Source organism: Methylobacterium sp. DB0501, assembly GCF_011043735.1.
Lineage (GTDB): Bacteria > Pseudomonadota > Alphaproteobacteria > Rhizobiales > Beijerinckiaceae > Methylobacterium > Methylobacterium alsaeris.
In genome coordinates this window covers 21,641-36,962 of sequence record NZ_JAAKGV010000032.1, presented here as the reverse complement: position 1 = coordinate 36,962, position 15,322 = coordinate 21,641, and the positions used below count along the sequence as shown (strand labels likewise).

Genomic DNA, 15,322 nt, shown 5'->3' with positions numbered 1-15,322 from the left:
AAGGCTCTCTTCCGGGTTCTCGTCAGTTCAGGCGCAGGCGGACGAGGCCGCCGGCGGGGGCCGAGGTGTCGAACAGGGCTCCGGGGATGGGGGTGTTGCCGGAGGCGGTCGACGTGACGGCGCCGGCGGCGGTGACGTAAGCCGGGCTGCCGGCGCCCGCGGCCGAGGCCGTGACGACCCAGACCGCGCCGGACGTCATCACCGGGACGGTCTCGCCCTTGGCGAAGAGGTCGGTGCCGCCCGCATTCGGCCGGGCGTTGCGGTCGGCCAGCACGATGCCGCGGAACACCGCGCCCGCGGCGGCGATGCCGTCGTCGCGGGTGCCCTGGAAGGCGGCGCGGCCGAAGCCGATCCCCTCCGTGGTCTCGACGGTGCGGCTGAGGATCGTGGCCGGGTTCTGGTCGGCGGCCATGCCCTCGTAGGCGGCGGCCGGGCGGCCGGGATAGCTGGTCTGGACGGGGGGCATCAGCGGGCTCCTGCGGGTTTCCAGGCGTTGCGGAGGGTCTCGACCATGGCGGCATGGGCCGCCTCGGGCGTCGGGGCGTCGGCCCGGTGGCGCAGGGCGTCGCGCAGCGGGTCCGGGGTGGTCCGTGGGGCGGCCGCACACGGGCCGGCGGCGACGACCCGGAAGGCGCCTTCGATCGCGGCCGGGCTCAGGGCGGCGGCCTCCGCCTCGCCGAGCGCCCGCGCCACGGCGGCGCGCCGGATCGCCTCGGGGGTGAGACCGCCGGGATCGAACGCATCGCCGAGGATGCGGCGGGCCTCCGTCACCAGCGCGCCGCGCTCGGCCGCCAGCGCGTCGAGGGCCGCTTCGTCCGGCACCCGGGCGCGGAGCGCCGCGACTTCGCCGTCGCGCCGCGCCAGCGCCGTCTCGGCGGCCTCCGCCCTCGCTTCGGCTTCCGCGAGGCGACGCGTCAGGTCGGCGTCGCCGATCCGGCAATCCGGTCCCGCGCGCCCCTGCGCCACGATGGCGACGTGGTCGACGACGATCCTGGTCTGGCGGGCGTCGTAGGGACTGCCGTCCGGGGCGGTGCCGGGGGTCCAGTCGAGGTCGCACGTGTACCCGACCGAGACCTCGCGCCGCCCGCCCTGCACCGCCGCGATGGCCGAGGAATCGGCGAGCAGCATCGGGATGCGGACGAACTCGCCGTCCCGCACCACCTCGTCGCCGACATGGCCCCGCGCCACCCCGCGCCAGGTCCGCGGCGTCACCGCCTCGGCGGGATGATCGAGGGTGACGGGCTTGTGGCCGAAGCTGCGCAGGGATTCGGGCCGGAAGATCTCGTCCGGGTCGCGGTAGATCCGAACCTGCGCGAGGTCCGGCCGGGCGACCTCGTCGCCGCGATAGACCTGCACGTTGCCGGCCCGCGCCGCACGGGCCTGCACCACCAGGGCGCCGTTGCCGAGCGGGCGCGCGCCCGCGATCTCGGCCGCGGGGCCGAGGCTGAACCGGTCGAAGATGTGCATGGGGGATGGTCTCGCGTGGGAGGTGGGAATCCTCGCTCCCGCTCGGGCCGGTCAGGTAACGGGCCGGGACGTGCACATCTCTCCTCGCCCCGCCCGCGGGGAGAGAAGAATGACCCGCGCCTCGTTCGACGACGTGACCGTGTCGGCCCGCTCGGGAGTGGGGTGGAACTCGGTTCAGTCCCCCGCCCGGCCGAAGGCCGCGGCGATGCCGGGGAAGAGGTCGGCACTGGAGAGCCAGCCCTCGACGCCGCGGGACAGAGCATCCGCCGGCACGACGCCCTCGCGGGCGAGCGCCGCCGCGGTCTCGGCCTTGAGCCGGCCGATCTCCGCCTTCTCGCGCTCGCTCGCTTGCGCCAGGGGCCGCCAGGCGTAGCGCAGGGCGGGGTCGGACCGGCCGAGCGCGTCGCGGACCAGGAGCCGGTCGAGGCGGGCGATGGCCGGGGTGAGCTCGACGGTCTGACGGGCCGCGACGTGGTCGTGGTAGTTGCGGATGTCGGATTCGCCGGTGGCGTTGAGGCCGGCGGGCGACTGGCCGAGAAGGCGCGTCACCGGGATGTCGGCCGCGCCCGCCGCCACCTGGAGGAAGAGCCGCGCCACCTCCGGCAGGCCGGAGAAGTCGAGCTGCTTCTGCTGGTAGCGCTCGCCTTCCGGCGATCGGCCGTCGCCTTCGAGGAGCAGCATCCCGAACAGGCCCTTCATCCGGGCCGCGTAGGCGAAGCGCTCGGTGAGCTGGCGGGTGCCGTCCTCGGTCGAGAGGTGCTGCGACAGGCCCGGCACCGAGATCACGTCCTGCTTGGCCTCGGGCAGCATCGCGGCGATGTGGGCGGACGCCGCCGTCGCCTGGTCGATCGCCTCGAGCAGCGCCTGGAGCACGCTGTCGCCCCAGCCGTCACCGACCGCGTCGTCCGGCAGGGCCGCGCCGAGGAGGCGCACCACCCGCGAGGGATGGATCGCCTGCCCGCCGGTGATGGTGTAGACCTTGGGCTCGCCGAACCAGGGCGACAGCGGGTCGGGATCGATCGGGCCGGCCTGGATCCGGCCGCGGGGCAGGACGTGGAGGTAGCGCAATCCCCCCTGCCCGAGCGTCTCGGGATCGAGCGGCAGGCTCGGGTCCGGGGCGCCGTCGCCGATCAGCAGCGCCGCGCCGCCATGCAGGCGCGCGAGCCGCAAGGCGCGCAGCAGGCGGTCGCGCAAGGACAGGCGCTCCTCGCTGGCCGCGAGCGCCGCCGCGACCTCCGGCGGCGCCTGCCAGGCGCGCCACTCGCGCAGCATGTCGAAGGGCACGATGTCGACGACCTTGCGGGCGAGCCAGTTGTCCCGGTAGGCGGCGTCGAGTTCGGCGCGGGCGCGGGGCACGTGGACGTGCAGGTTGCCGGTGCTCTTGTCCCGCGGGCCGCCGAGGCCGGAGACGAGGTTGGCGAGGCGGTCGGCGAGCCACATCACAGGACTCCGAGCAGGCCGTATCCCGGCCGGGCGAGCGCCGCGAAGGCGCGCGAGAGGGCGTCGACCTGGTCGAGGAAGGCGCCGTTGGGGAAGGCGCAGAGCTCGTCGAGGAAGGCCCCGTTCCAGGGGCCGGCGACGAGGTGCAGGTTGCCGGCCTCGGCCTGGGCCGAGACCGGGGCGGCGCGGGTCGCCTTGTCGCCGCTCTCGGGGCTGGCCCGCGCGTCGTAGCCGGCGAGGCGCGAGACGAGGTACTGCGCCTGCGCCTTGCCGGCCTGGCCCGGATCCTGCGGCAGCGAGATCCGGCAGGACGGCCCGTCCTCGGCGGCCGTCGCCAGGATCAGGCGCTCGACGCCGCCGGCCGAGAGCCGGTCGCGGCGCACGTCGACGACGTAGAGATGCCCGTCGGGGGCGCGGGCGAGCTTGACGCCGACGGTGTAGTCGGGCTGGCGCCCGGCCCTGGGCACGCTCGCGGCGAGGTCCCAGGCCCGGACATGGACGCAGCCGGCCGGTACCGCCCGCACGAGGGTGAACCAGCCCCGCTTGAACAGCCCGCCGTCCCGGGGGGCCGGCCGCTGCTGGTACTGGCCGGCCGCCGCGTACTCGCCCATCGCGGCCTTGTCGCGCTCGACCGCTGCCTTCGGGAAGCGGGCTGGAAACAGCAGCTCGCCCGGCTCGCGGCGCGGATCGGTGAAGCCGATCCGGGTGGCGCAGGCGCGCTCCGGCTCGAACTCCATCGGCAGCATCAGGTGCTCGTAGCCGAGGTTCTTGGCCAGGATCACCCCCGACAGGTCGCGCTCGTGCAGCCTCTGCATGACCACCACGATCGCCGAGCGGACGGGGTCGTTGAGGCGGGTCGGTACCGCCTCCAGGAACCACTGCGCGATCCCCTCGCGCACCCGCTCGGAATTGGCGCCCTCGACCGAGATCGGGTCGTCGAGGATCACCCGGTCGCCGCGCGAGCCGGTGATCGAGCCGGCCGAGACCGCCTCGCGCAAGCCGGTCGCCGTGGTCTCGAAACGGCCCTTGCGGTTCTGGTCGCGGGTGAGGCGCACCCGTTCGCCCCACAGGGCCCGGTACCAGGGGGAGGTGATCAGGCGCCGGGTGCGCAGGTTGTCGCGAAGGGCCAGCCGCTCGGTGTGCGAGACCGCGACGGTGCGCAAGGACGGGCGGTTCTTCGGCCCCCATTCCCAGGCCGGCCAGAACACCCCGGCGAGCAGGCTCTTCATCGTGCCGGGCGGCACGTTGATGAGCAGGCGGGTGATCTCGCCGGCGGTGACGGCCTCGAGGTGGGCGCTGACCGCGTCGATGTGCCAGCCATGCACGTAGGGGGCGCCCGGCTCGATGACCGGCCAGGCCCGGCGCACGAAGCCCGCCAGGCTCTCCTCGCTATCGAGCCGGTCGAGGGCCCGCAGCAGGGCCGGCGGGTCGGTCAGCCAGACGCTCGGCGATCGAGCGGAGCTGGGCCCGCTGGGCCTCGTCGAGGAGGCGGAAGGCGGCCTCGGGATCCGGGAAGGCGGTCTCGTCACGCTGCTGGCCCTGTCCCTTGTCCTGTCCCTTGCCGTCGAGGTCCCAGGCCTGGCGCTCGAGCGCGATCCACAACCGTGCCGCGGCGGCGAGGTCGCGCAACGCCGCGATGCGCTTCTGCAGGATGGCCGCGCGGGCGAGCCCGCCCTCCTCGGTGCCGTCGTCGGGCCGCGGATCCCCGGCGGACGCCGTCTGGAGGTCGTCGAGGAGCTGCAGTGTGAGCGCCGCGCCCTGCGCCACCACGATGCGGTGGCCGTCGAGGACGTCGCCGGCGGGAGGGCCGTCGGGAGCATCGCGCGCCCATCTTTCCGCCCGCGCCCGGCGCCGGAGCGTCGCCGGGCTGATGCCGAACCGGCGCGCGATGGCGGGCCCGGCCCCCGGCTCCGCCCGATAGGCCGCCGCGATGCCAGCCCAGTCGATGACTCGCCGTGTCATGTCGCCTTGTCGGGAAGGAGCGAGCCGGCTCGTGTCCGCGGGCCGCCAACCGACGGCTGGAGGCCCGCGGACACGAGCCGCCTTTCGCCTCGGTGATGCCGTGGGCCGGGTCCGGGGACACATCCCCGCATGGCGGGGCAGTCGAGCAGCCACCTCCCTCATGGGGCAGGCCGCAGACCCGGAGAACCTGGAAACCCTTGTACCCGCCCCGCCGATGTTCGTCAAATGTTCTCTTCGGCGGGGCGCGATTTTTCGGCTCGGTCAGTCCCGCTCGATCTGGTCCTCGTCGAGCGTCACCGGGGTCTCGCGGCCGAACAGCGAGAGGGCGACCCGGTAGCGCCGGCGGGCCGGATCGACCCCCTCGACCGTCCCGGACAGGGTCGCGAGCGGGCCGCCGGTCACCCGTACGCCGTCGCCGAGGGCGAACAGGACCGCCCTCACCGCCTCCGCGTCGTGGCTCTCGCGACCGCCATGCCCGGTGATCGCGTCGGCGAAGCCCTGGAGCACGCCGGCCGCGATGACGACGGCGCGGCCGTCGCGGAACAGGATCCGGTCGATGCCGGGATGTGCCTCGACCCGGGCGAGGTCGGCGTCGTCGCGTAGGCCCACGAAGATCGTGCGGTGCAGGAGCGACACCCGGGCGGTACGGCGCCGGCCGGCCGGGGAGGTCAGCTCGACCTCCTCCCGCGGGTCGAAGGCCGCGATGCCGGCGGCCTCCAGGTCGCGGGCGGCGCGGGCGGCCCAGCGCGCCTTGGTCTCGGCGACCATCCAGACCCGGTCGGCCGCCAGCACGACCCGCACTGGCCGGACCCGCCGGCGGCGCCGGCGGCGGATCTCGGCGGCCCGGTCGGCCGGCGGACGATCATGCGCCAGGGCGCGATGGGCCAGGGCCTCGCGGCGACGGCGGGCGATGCGGCGCTTGCCGTTGCTCACGCCGCCCTCCCCGCCGGACGGCGGGCCCGGGTCGGCCCTTGCCGGCTCAGCCCTCGCCGGGACGATCCGGCAGGGTCTCCTCCGGGCGCGGCGCGCCGGCCCGCTCGCGTGCGGCCTCCCGCGCCAGCGATTCGGTCGTCCGGATGATCCGGGAGCGCACCATCAGGAACAGGCCGACCCCCGCCGCGAGGGTCCAAAGCACGATCAGGGCTACCTTCATCCGCCCCTCCTGCACCGGCGCGGCGCGGCGCGCGACGGCTTCCCCATCCTGCCCCGCCCCGTTGCGGCGATTCGCCGCCCGGCCGGCGCGGGTGCCGCAGCCCCGGATCACCCGGTTCCGCTCCGGCGTTGCGCAACCGGGGACCTCCCGCGTCGGGTGGGCCGCGCCGGGCTGCGAGGAAACGGTGGACCATGGGGGACTCCCGCAACGAGGGATACGGCGCAAGGCTGCCCTTCGAGGCTGCCCCTGCGGTAGGATGCAGGATGGGCATGCGCGAACAGCGAGTGTTCGCCACGGTCCTTGCGACCGCAGTAGCTACATGATGTAATGACTTTGCTCAATACCTCAAGTGTCAAGGACGTTCGCTGAGGTGATCCAGTCGGGAGAGAACCGGGTTCGGGCCGCGCAGGGCGAGCGGCTGCGGCAGGCGCGCCTCGCCGCCGGCTACCGCTCGGCGCGGGACGCCGCGCTGCAGAACGCTTGGCCGGAGAGCACCTACCGGGCGCACGAGGCCGGCAGCCGGACCATCGGCCAGGACGATGCCGAGCGCTACGCGGAGCGCTTCCGCCGCGACGGCGTCGAAGTCACCGCCAAGGGGCTGCTGTTCGGCGACGACGACGCGCCGGAGCCGCCCGCGGAGGGCGGTTCGCTCGCCGGTGCGGTCGTGGGCGTGAAGGGGTTGATCAGCGCCGGCGGCTTGATCGAGACCGGGGACGAGCAGATCGGTGCGGGCGGCGACCTCTTCCGCATCACCGTGCCGTTCGGGGTGCCGCCCGGCACCATCGCGTTCCGGGTCGCCGGCCTGTCGATGTATCCGAAATACGAGCCCGACGACGTGGTGCTCTGCGCCGAGGCCGGGGAGGGCCCGGACCGCCTGCTCGACCTCTACGCCGCGGTCACGACGGTGGAGGGGCACCGCTTCCTGAAGAAGATCCTGCGCGGCTCGCAGCGGGGCACCTACCACCTCGAGAGCCACAACGCCCCGCTGATGCCCGACCGGCGCCTCGTCTGGGCCTCGGGCATCATCAGCACCGTGCATGCCCAGCACTGGAGCCGGTTCTGCGCCGGCGCGACGGCCGGACGGTAGCAGCGGGATCGCTGCGCGATGCAGCGATCCGGATCGGAATCAGTCGGCCTGCGCGACCCGGGTCGAGCGGCGCTGGGCGGTCCAGCGGCCGGAGCACAGCGACGACACGTTCCAGGTGCCGGAGCCCGAATTGGCCTGGAGCCGGCCGGAGGCGGCGCCGCTCGCCGAGCCGTGGCGGACGGTGAGGCCGACATTGCCGTCCTGCCCGATGCGCCCGCTCACCGTCGCGCCGCCCTCGGCCGTGGAGGCCACCCGCACGTCGCCGCCGTTGATCGCCAGCGAGACGTTGTAGCGGCTGTCGCACAGGCCCGAATCGGTGACGAGCTGCACCGACCAAGTGCCGTTGAAGCCCCGACCCTCCGCCGCCGCCGGCTGCAGGCTGGCCGGCAGGGCGGCGCACAGGACGAGAGCGGCGACGGACGACTTGAGCATGAGACCCCCGGGACATTCCGATCTTGGCAAATCGCTGGATGCGATCCGCAACCCTTCGCGGCGCGACCGGTCGCGGTCGTGCGCTGGATGGGAACGGTATGGATGAGGGATCATTAACGCAGGCAGAACGGCAGCAATATGGCGGTGAGACCCATCTCTCAGCCGGATCGACCGCAAGATCTGCCAAGTTTCGCTCTTGCCGTACTGCCGAGCTACTTGAGTGGATGCTGCGTTCAGCTCAAGTTCATGCGGGAAGCGTCGCCGCCATGCGCCGTCGGAGCGCCTCGTCGGGCAGTGCACCGGTGCCGGCGCGCAGGTTGGCCGCCATGTGGCCGGGATCGGCGGTCCCGGGGATCGCGCAGGTCACGGCCGGGTGGCCGACCACGAACTTCAGCAGGATCTCGGCCCAGGAGCCGCAGCCGAGGTCGGCCGCGTAGTCGGGCAGCGGCTTGCCGGCGAGACGGCGCAGCAGGCCGCCGCCGCCGAAGGGCCGGTTGACCAGCACCGCCACCCCCTTCTCGGCGGCGAGCGGCAGGAGGCGATCCTCCGCCGCCCGGTCGTCGAGGGCGTAGTTGATCTGGAGGACGTCCAGCCGCTCGGCCCGCAACACCGCCTCGACGGCGTCGTAGGCGCTCTCGGTGTAGTGCGAGATGCCGATGTAGCGGATGCGCCCCTCCTCCTTCCAGGCCCGCAGGGTCGGCAGGTGGGTGCGCCAGTCGAGCAGGTTGTGGATCTGCATCAGGTCGAGGCGCTCGGTGCGCAGGAGCCGGAGCGAGCGCCGCATCTGGGCGATCCCCGCCTCGCGCCCGCTGGTCCAGACCTTGGTGGCGAGGAAGGTCGTCTCGCGCGCGCCGGCCTCCGCCACGAGGTCGCCGGTGACGCCCTCGGCCCGCCCGTACATCGGCGAGGAATCGATCACCCGGCCGCCCCGGGCGAGCAGGGTCGCCACCACCTCGCGCAACGGCGCCCGCTCGGCGGGAGACGCGCCGACGTCGAAGCCGCGCCAGGTGCCGAGCCCGATCGCCGGCAGGGTCTCGCCGCTCGCCGGGATCGGCCGCCGGTGCAGGCCCGCATCTGCCGGCGTCCCGTGCCGCTGCGCTCCTTGCGCCGCCGCTCCGCCGCCCAGGGAGGCCGCCAGCGCGCCGCCGAGGAAGCCCATCCGGGTCAGCCCGTCCCGTTCCGTTCTCATCGCATCTCCCCTCATGGCGTCACTCCCCGGTCCGCGCCGCGCCTGTCGCGGAACGCCCGAGGGCATTCCCCGGTGCCCTTGGCGAAGAAGCGCGAGAAATAGGCCGGATCGGAGAAGCCGAGGCCGTAGGCGATCTCGGCGATGCCGAGGTCGGAATAGAGCAGGCTGCGCTTGGCCTCGAGCAGGCGGCGCTCGCGGATGATCCGGCCCGGGCTCATGCCCGCCACCGCCCGGCAGGCGGCCCGCAGCCGCGCCTCGGTCACCCCGAGATCGTCGGCATAGGCCGAGAGCGGGCGCTCGCGGCGGTGATGCGCCTCGACGAGGTCGCGGAAGCGCGCCGCGAGCAGGGCCTGCGGGCCCGGCGGGGCCGGGGGCGCCCTCAGGGCCGCGAGCCGCCTGAGGCCGGCGACGAGGAGCAGCATCAGGTGGGCCTCGACGGCGCCGCGCCGCCCCGGCGCCGCCCAGGCGAGCTCCCGGGCGAGCTCGGCCACCGCTTCCTCGACCGCGCCCGGCTCCGGCAGCGCGAGCGCCGCCGGGCCGGCGAACAGGCCGTCCAAGTCCGGCTCGCGCCCGCACAGGTCGCGCAGGTAGCGCGCCGAGAGGGTCAGCACCGACCCGACCGTGCCGTCGGCGAAGCGGAAGCCGTGGGCGGTGCCGGCCGGCACCACCAGCAGGCACGGCGCCGCGAAGCCGAGGCGCTCGGCCTCCGCCCGCATCTCCCCCGCCCCTTCGGCGATCAGCAGCACCTGATGCAGGCCGGAATGGACGTGCGGCCGGATGGTCCAGCGGTTCGGCCGGCTGCGATCGTCCAAGGCCTCGATGTGCAGGAAGCGGTCGTCCGCGTCCCGCGGCGCCTCGCCGTAAAGGAAGAAGTGCGGCACCGCAGGAAGTTGGGACGGGTCGAGGCGCATCGCGGACCTGGTCCTCCGGAACGGACGGGACGAACGGAAAGTCCAATTTTTCCCTTGCGCCGTCCATCGTCAACCGGCGTCGCGCCGGTCACCTTCGGGTCATGGAGCAGCCATCGCCGAGACGGTGGCGCCACGGGAGACGACGCCATGCCGAGCCAGGTCCGCATTCAGGTCGCCATCATCGGCGCCGGCCCGGCCGGCCTGTTCCTCGCCCACCTGCTGGCCCGGGCCGGGGTGGATGCGGTGGTGCTGGAGCGCCGCACCCGCGACTACGTCGAGGGCCGGGTGCGGGCGGGCGTGCTCGAACATGGCACCGTCGCGCTGATGGAAGACCTCGGCCTCGACGCGCGGCTCAAGGCCGAGGGCCTGGTCCATACCGGCACCAACCTCGCCTATGACGGCGAGATCTTCCGCATCGACATGGCGGCGCTCACCGGCGGCTCCGCCGTCACGGTCTACGGACAGCAGGAGGTGATGCGCGACCTGTTCGATGCCGCCGAGCCCCGCGGCGTCCGCATCGTGTTCGAGGCCGAGGACCTGCGGCTCGACGGCCTCGCCGGCGACCGCCCGAGCGTCACCTTCACCAAGGACGGCCAGTCGCACAGCCTCGCCTGCGACTTCGTCGCGGCCTGCGACGGCTTCCACGGCGTCGGGCGCGCGGCGATCCCGGCCGACGTGCTGAAGGTCTACGAGCGGGTCTATCCGTTCGGCTGGCTCGGCATCCTGGCCGAGGTGCCGCCGGTCAACCACGAGCTGATCTACGCCAACCACGCCCGGGGCTTCGCCCTCGCCAGCATGCGCTCGCCGACCCGCAGCCGCTACTACGTCCAGGTCGGCCTCGACGAGCGGATCGAGGACTGGTCGGACGAGCGGTTCTGGGACGAGGTCGAGACCCGCCTGGGGCCCACGGCATCCGCCGGGCTGGTGCGCGGCCCCTCCTTCGAGAAGAGCATCGCGCCGCTGCGCAGCTTCGTCGCCGAGCCGATGCGCTACGGCCGCCTGTTCCTGGCCGGCGACGCCGCCCACATCGTCCCGCCGACCGGGGCCAAGGGCATGAACCTCGCGGTCTCCGACGTCGCGATGCTCGCCGAGGCGCTGGACCTGCACTACGCCGAGCGCGATGCGTCCGGCCTCGACGGCTACTCGGCCCGGGCGCTCGCCCGGGTGTGGAAGGCCGAGCGCTTCAGCTGGTGGTTCACCGGCCTCACCCACCGCTTCCCCGACATGGACGACTTCGCCCGCCGGATGCAGGTGGCGGAGCTGGCCTATATCCGCGGCTCGAAGGCGGCGCAGACGGCGATCGCCGAGAATTACGTCGGGCTGCCGATGGGGTTCGGGGGCGAAGCCGCGGGCCGGTGACGGGCGGCGTCAGCGCGACGGCTCTGCCGCGACCTCGCCCCAGCTCTTCAGCGGGAAGGCCCGGTCGTAGCCTAAGTTGAAGACGAAGGCGTAGGCCACGTAGAACAGGGCGATCGCGATATCCATCACGAAGGCCTCGAGGAGGCCGATTCCGAGATACCAGGCGATCGGCGGCAGCAGGATCACCAGCAATCCCGCCTCGAACAGCACCGCGTGCGCCAGCCGCAGCGGCAGGGTCTTGCGGGTGGTGCCGATGAACCGTTGCATCGCGCGGTCGAAGCCCAGGTTGTAGACGTAGTTCCACACCGTTGCCGCGATGGCACTGCCGACGCCGATCACGCCCATCTCGGAGGCGTGCAGCCCGAACAGGGCGGTCCCGAGCGGGATGATGAGCGCGAGGCCGATGGCCTCGAACAGGAGGGCGTGGCGGATGCGGTCGCGTGTGCTGCGCATGAGGGGCTTTTGACCTCGACTCGGACAAACCGATTGGTTCGCGGCGTTCTATCGGCGATGCTGCCTCCGGCAAGTTAGGACGTATCGGAGGATCAGATAGGTGGCGGTCTCGCTCGATCAGCTCCAGGCGTTCGTGGCGGCGGCCGAGGCCGGGTCGTTCTCCGGCGCAGGCAGAGCCTTGCGCAAGGCGCAGTCCGCCGTCAGCACGCAGGTGGCGAATCTCGAGACCGATCTGGGACTGGAGCTGTTCAGCCGGGCCGGCCGCAACCCGGTCCTCACCCCGGCGGGCGAGCGGCTGCTCCTGGAGGCGCGGGTGGTGCTCGACCGGCGCGAGCACCTGATCGGCGTGGCGCGCAGCCTGGAGCAGCGGGTCGAGAACCGGCTGGTGGTCGCGATCGACGAGCTCTATCCCGAGCACGCGCTGGGCGCCCTCTTCGCCGGGTTCGCTCGGGCCTTCCCCCATGTCGAACTGGAGCTGCTCTTCCCGCTGATGGAGGATGTCAGCCGCATGGTACAGTCGGGCGCCGCCGATCTCGGGGTGATGTGGCGCCAGGAAGTTTTGCCGACGGAACTCGGCTTCCAGACCATCGGCTGGGTCCCGCTCAAGCTCGTCTGCGGACGCGACCATCCCCTCGCCAAGGCCCGGGTGGAATGGGAGGAGCTGAAGCGCCACCGCCAGATCCTCGTCGCCGCCCGCAGCGACGGCCCCGAGAAGCGCCGCCTGCGGGTCGCCGCCGAGGTGTGGTGGGTCGAGAGCCACTGGGTGATCCTGGAGATGGTCAAGCACGGGATCGGCTGGGCCTTCGTCACCGACCACGTCATCGCCGCCTCGCTCACCGCGCCGTACCTCGTCACGCCGGATCTTCAGTTCGACCAGGGCGACTGGCCGATCGCCCTGGAACTGGTCTGGCACAAGCAGCGGCCGTGCGGGCCGGCGGCGGCTTGGCTGCGGGAGCGGTTCGCGGCGGAGAGGGTCGGCGGCCCGGCGGGACGGGAGCAGGCGGGCTGAGCGAGCTGCCGGGGTGGCGTCAATCTTCCCCTTTCCCGGACGACTGGAGCGTCAGCGGAAGGAAATCCGGGATCCGGCGCGAAAAGACGCGTCGCGCCCGTATATCAGCAACGTTGAAACATACCGAGCCGCTGCGCGGCACGTCTTGTGCTGGATCCCGGATCTCCGTCCGCTTCGCTGCAGTCGTCCGGGAAATGGCGAGGGTAACGGCGAAACGCGTGGCTTGCTGAATGCGACTCTACCGCGACCCGTCCCGCCCCTCCGCATCGCCGTTCCCGCGCAGCAACTCCCCCGCGACATCCCCCAGCCGCGGTGCCGGCTCCCGGGTGAACGGCAGCGGCCGGCACACCGCCAGAGCCGCCAGCCCGAACCGCGCCGTCATCAGCCCGTTCAGGACGCCCTCCCCGAGCTTCGCCGAGATCCGCGCGGCGACGCCCAGACCCAGCACCTGCTGCACCAGGCTGTCGCCGACCGCGACGCTGCCGGTAACGGCGAGGTGCGCGAGCGCCGCCCGGGCGAGGCGCAGGAAGCCGAACAGGCCGGGCCGCCCGCCATAGATGGTGGCGATGCGGCGCAGGAGGCGCACCGCCGCGAAAATCACGAAGCCGACATCGACGATCGCCCGCGGGCTCAGCGCCGTCACCGCCGAGACCTGCTTGGCGGTCTCGGCCACGGCGGCCTTGGCGGCGCGGTCGAGGGAGGCCAGCAGCTCGGCCTCGGCGATGCCGATCCGGTCCTCGACGTCGAGGATCTGGTCGTCGAGGGCGGCCAGCCGCGCGCGCGGGGCCGCGGCCGCCGGGCGCCCGGCGTAGAGGCCGGAGAGCTGTCGCACCACCGCCTTGGCGGCGCTGTGGTCGCGGGAGCGGAGCGCGTCGAGGGCCTCCTCGCGCAGGGCCTCGATGCGGCGCTCGCGCAGGACCCCGGCCACCTCGCGCCAGACGATCGCCGAAAGCGCCACCACGGCGAGCGCCAGCAGCACCAGGGCCACGATGCCGAGCCAGGGCGCGGCGGAAAACAGGTCGGCGATCAGGCGCTCGACCGCGAGGCCGATGCCGAGGGAGGCCAGCCCCCCGAGGGCCGAGAGCAGCAACGTCGCCCACGGCGCGCGCGAGCGCGGCGCCACCGGCACGGCGACGCCGTCGGCGGCCTCGACGATCTCGAACGGTTCCTCCACCACCCGCACGCCGTCGGCGAGCGCCGTCTCGGTGCCGGGCGGCGGCGGGGCGGTCGTCGTCTCGGTGCCGGCGGGGGGCAGGCGGAAGGCGCGGGGCTTTTGGGGGGGAGGATTCGTCATCAGGACCCTCAGGCGAGGCGGTCGCCGATCAGGAAATTCAGGGCGCGGTCGAGGCGGATCTGCGGCAGGCGGCCCGGGCGGCCCAGCGCATCGCGCGACACGAGCGGCGGGCGGAAGCGCGGGAAGCGCAAGGATCCCGGCGGCACCGCCCCTTCGAGCACGGCCTCGGGCCGCTCGGGCAGCTCGCCGGGGAAGATCGCGGCTTCCGTCTCGCCGTCGAAGGTCTCGCCGTCGATGCTCTCGCCCGCCTCCGGCGTCCCGGCCACCGCCCGGAAGGCGTGCGGCCCGTCATGCACCACCGTCTCGCGGGTCGAGCGTACCGAGGCGAGCGCCTGGGTGCTGACATGGGCGCCGGCGGCCTCGGTGCGCCTGAGGGAACGGGCGACGAGGAGGCGCAGCAGCGCGTCGAGCCGGTCGTGGCTCGTGTGGTGGAGGTGGTCGGCCTTGGTGGCGGCGAACAGGATCCTGTCGGCGCGCGGCGCGAAGAGCCGCGACAGGATGGTGTTGCGCCCGACCCGCAGGCTCATCAGCACCCGGTCGAGGGCCTCCTCCAGCTCGGCCAGGGCCGCCGGCCCGGCATCGATCGCCGCCAGCACGTCGACGAGGACGATCTGCCGGTCGATGCGCTGGAAGTGGTCGCGGAAGAACGGCGTCACGACGCGGGACTTGTAGGCCTCGAAGCGGCGCTGCATCAGGCCGCCCAGGCTGTCGGGGCTCACCGGCCCGTTCAGGATCAGCGGCGCGAAGGTCAGCGCCGGCGAACCGGCGAGGTCGCCCGGCATCAGGAAGCGGCCGGGCGGCGTCGTCGCCACCGCCTCGGGCCCGGCCCGCACGGCGGCGAGATAGGTGGTGAAGGCCTCGCTCGCCCGCTCGGCCACGATCTCGTCGAGGGGCTGGTTCGGGTCGAGCGCCCGCAGCGAGGCGAGCCAGGGCGCCGCCATCGCGGCCCGGCCGGGGCGTTCGGCGGCCACGATCGTCTCGCGCGACCAGCCCTCGTAGGTCTGCTCGATCAGCGCCAGATCCAGGAGCCACTCGCCCGGGTAGTCGACGATGTCGACCATCAGGCTCGCCGGCCCGGTGCGCCAGGCGCTCTTGCGCTCGTAATCGATCTCGAGGCGCAGCTGGCTGATCCGGTCGGTCGAGCGCGGCCAGCGCCGCGCCTCCGTCAGCGCCGCGAGATGGTCCTCGTAGGGGAAGCGCGGCACCGCGTCGTCGGGCTGCGGCACCAGCCGGGCCCGGCGCAGGCGGCCCTCCTGCGAGGCGCGGAGCGCCGGCAGCGGGTGCAGGCCGGTGAGCTGGTGCACCAGCGCGGTCGTGAACACCGTCTTCCCCGAGCGGGCGAGGCCGGTGACGCCGAGCCGCACCGTCGGCTGGACCAGGAGGTCGTTCGAGGCCTCGGCGAGCGAGCGCGTGGCCTCGGTGACGGTCTTGGCGAGTGAGCCGGCACGCGCGGCGAGATCGGTCAGGGGCACGCGGTACGCTCTGGCTTCATCGTGATCCGGGAGGTGGCGCGGCCTTACGGGTTCCGCAAGGGCTCGAGGCGCGACGTGCTCGAGGCGCGACGTG

General features: G+C 73.6%; 16 protein-coding genes. 3 read left to right on the top strand and 13 right to left on the bottom strand.

Going from position 1 to position 15,322, the window contains the following annotated elements:
* Positions 1 to 22: 22 nt before the first annotated feature.
* The 7 genes from G4G93_RS31885 to G4G93_RS31855 all read right to left on the bottom strand — a co-directional run bounded on the left by G4G93_RS31885 (position 23) and on the right by G4G93_RS31855 (position 6,133).
* Positions 23 to 466 carry a capsid cement protein gene (locus tag G4G93_RS31885; protein ID WP_165091191.1) on the bottom strand — a complete coding sequence of 148 codons (444 nt, stop codon included), beginning with the start codon at positions 464 to 466 and terminating at the stop codon, positions 23 to 25.
* Positions 466 to 1,467: a DUF2213 domain-containing protein gene (locus tag G4G93_RS31880; RefSeq protein WP_165091189.1), complete on the bottom strand. Its 1,002-nt coding sequence runs from the start codon at positions 1,465 to 1,467 to the stop codon at positions 466 to 468. The genes G4G93_RS31885 and G4G93_RS31880 overlap by 1 nt, the downstream gene beginning before the upstream one ends.
* A gap of 174 nt (positions 1,468 to 1,641) precedes the next feature.
* Positions 1,642 to 2,907: a DUF1073 domain-containing protein gene (locus tag G4G93_RS31875; protein WP_165091186.1), complete on the bottom strand. Its 1,266-nt coding sequence runs from the start codon at positions 2,905 to 2,907 to the stop codon at positions 1,642 to 1,644.
* Positions 2,907 to 4,274 (bottom strand): phage terminase large subunit, encoded by a 1,368-nt coding sequence (terL, locus tag G4G93_RS31870; protein ID WP_165091183.1) that lies wholly within the window; start codon positions 4,272 to 4,274, stop codon positions 2,907 to 2,909. Before terL ends, G4G93_RS31875 begins: the two co-directional genes overlap by 1 nt.
* Positions 4,275 to 4,296: 22 nt before the next feature.
* A complete protein-coding gene (locus G4G93_RS36290; protein WP_165091181.1) occupies positions 4,297 to 4,869 on the bottom strand; it encodes a hypothetical protein in 573 nt (190 codons plus the stop codon).
* Between the two features lie 261 nt (positions 4,870 to 5,130).
* Entirely contained in the window at positions 5,131 to 5,802 is a 672-nt protein-coding gene (locus G4G93_RS31860; protein WP_165091178.1) for a transcription termination/antitermination protein NusG, read from the bottom strand.
* A 46-nt stretch (positions 5,803 to 5,848) separates the two neighbouring features.
* Entirely contained in the window at positions 5,849 to 6,133 is a 285-nt protein-coding gene (locus G4G93_RS31855; RefSeq protein ID WP_165091123.1) for a hypothetical protein, read from the bottom strand.
* 259 nt (positions 6,134 to 6,392) lie between these two features.
* On the opposite strand from G4G93_RS31855, the gene G4G93_RS31850 reads away from it, so the two are divergent.
* Positions 6,393 to 7,109, top strand: a complete 717-nt coding sequence (locus G4G93_RS31850; protein WP_312892311.1) for an XRE family transcriptional regulator — start codon at positions 6,393 to 6,395, stop codon at positions 7,107 to 7,109.
* Positions 7,110 to 7,148: 39 nt separating this feature from the next.
* Here G4G93_RS31850 and G4G93_RS31845 read toward each other — a convergent pair whose 3' ends face one another.
* The 3 genes from G4G93_RS31845 to G4G93_RS31835 form a co-directional block, all read right to left on the bottom strand.
* Positions 7,149 to 7,541 (bottom strand): hypothetical protein, encoded by a 393-nt coding sequence (locus G4G93_RS31845; protein ID WP_165091175.1) that lies wholly within the window; start codon positions 7,539 to 7,541, stop codon positions 7,149 to 7,151.
* 244 nt (positions 7,542 to 7,785) lie between these two features.
* Positions 7,786 to 8,730: an aldo/keto reductase gene (locus G4G93_RS31840; protein ID WP_246737150.1), complete on the bottom strand. Its 945-nt coding sequence runs from the start codon at positions 8,728 to 8,730 to the stop codon at positions 7,786 to 7,788.
* An 11-nt stretch (positions 8,731 to 8,741) separates the two neighbouring features.
* Positions 8,742 to 9,641 (bottom strand): helix-turn-helix domain-containing protein, encoded by a 900-nt coding sequence (locus tag G4G93_RS31835; protein ID WP_165091173.1) that lies wholly within the window; start codon positions 9,639 to 9,641, stop codon positions 8,742 to 8,744.
* A gap of 147 nt (positions 9,642 to 9,788) precedes the next feature.
* Here G4G93_RS31835 and pobA point away from each other — a divergent pair, with 147 nt between their 5' ends.
* Positions 9,789 to 11,000: a 4-hydroxybenzoate 3-monooxygenase gene (pobA, locus tag G4G93_RS31830; RefSeq protein WP_165091171.1), complete on the top strand. Its 1,212-nt coding sequence runs from the start codon at positions 9,789 to 9,791 to the stop codon at positions 10,998 to 11,000.
* A 9-nt stretch (positions 11,001 to 11,009) separates the two neighbouring features.
* On the opposite strand, the gene G4G93_RS31825 is transcribed toward pobA, so the two are convergent.
* Positions 11,010 to 11,453 carry a PACE efflux transporter gene (locus G4G93_RS31825; protein ID WP_165091168.1) on the bottom strand — a complete coding sequence of 148 codons (444 nt, stop codon included), beginning with the start codon at positions 11,451 to 11,453 and terminating at the stop codon, positions 11,010 to 11,012.
* Positions 11,454 to 11,553: 100 nt separating this feature from the next.
* Between G4G93_RS31825 and G4G93_RS31820 the strand changes: the two genes are divergently transcribed.
* Entirely contained in the window at positions 11,554 to 12,462 is a 909-nt protein-coding gene (locus G4G93_RS31820; protein WP_165091166.1) for a LysR family transcriptional regulator, read from the top strand.
* 238 nt (positions 12,463 to 12,700) lie between these two features.
* Here the strand turns inward: G4G93_RS31820 and G4G93_RS31815 are convergent, their stop codons facing one another.
* Positions 12,701 to 13,756 (bottom strand): YcjF family protein, encoded by a 1,056-nt coding sequence (locus G4G93_RS31815; RefSeq protein ID WP_165091163.1) that lies wholly within the window; start codon positions 13,754 to 13,756, stop codon positions 12,701 to 12,703.
* 8 nt (positions 13,757 to 13,764) lie between these two features.
* The gene (locus G4G93_RS31810) at positions 13,765 to 15,228 is read right to left on the bottom strand and encodes a YcjX family protein (protein ID WP_165091161.1); all 1,464 of its coding nucleotides are present in this window, start codon (positions 15,226 to 15,228) and stop codon (positions 13,765 to 13,767) included.
* Positions 15,229 to 15,322 lie beyond the last annotated feature (94 nt).

Coding starts and splice junctions, on each gene's coding strand:
- G4G93_RS31845 (WP_165091175.1), bottom strand. CDS start 7,541: ATGCTCAAGTCGTCCGTCGCCGCTCTCGTCCTGTGCGCCGCCCTGCCG.
- G4G93_RS31840 (WP_246737150.1), bottom strand. CDS start 8,730: ATGAGAACGGAACGGGACGGGCTGACCCGGATGGGCTTCCTCGGCGGC.
- G4G93_RS31875 (WP_165091186.1), bottom strand. CDS start 2,907: ATGTGGCTCGCCGACCGCCTCGCCAACCTCGTCTCCGGCCTCGGCGGC.
- G4G93_RS31815 (WP_165091163.1), bottom strand. CDS start 13,756: ATGACGAATCCTCCCCCCCAAAAGCCCCGCGCCTTCCGCCTGCCCCCC.
- pobA (WP_165091171.1), top strand. CDS start 9,789: ATGCCGAGCCAGGTCCGCATTCAGGTCGCCATCATCGGCGCCGGCCCG.
- G4G93_RS31835 (WP_165091173.1), bottom strand. CDS start 9,641: ATGCGCCTCGACCCGTCCCAACTTCCTGCGGTGCCGCACTTCTTCCTT.
- G4G93_RS31880 (WP_165091189.1), bottom strand. CDS start 1,467: ATGCACATCTTCGACCGGTTCAGCCTCGGCCCCGCGGCCGAGATCGCG.
- G4G93_RS31885 (WP_165091191.1), bottom strand. CDS start 466: ATGCCCCCCGTCCAGACCAGCTATCCCGGCCGCCCGGCCGCCGCCTAC.
- G4G93_RS31825 (WP_165091168.1), bottom strand. CDS start 11,453: ATGCGCAGCACACGCGACCGCATCCGCCACGCCCTCCTGTTCGAGGCC.
- G4G93_RS36290 (WP_165091181.1), bottom strand. CDS start 4,869: ATGACACGGCGAGTCATCGACTGGGCTGGCATCGCGGCGGCCTATCGG.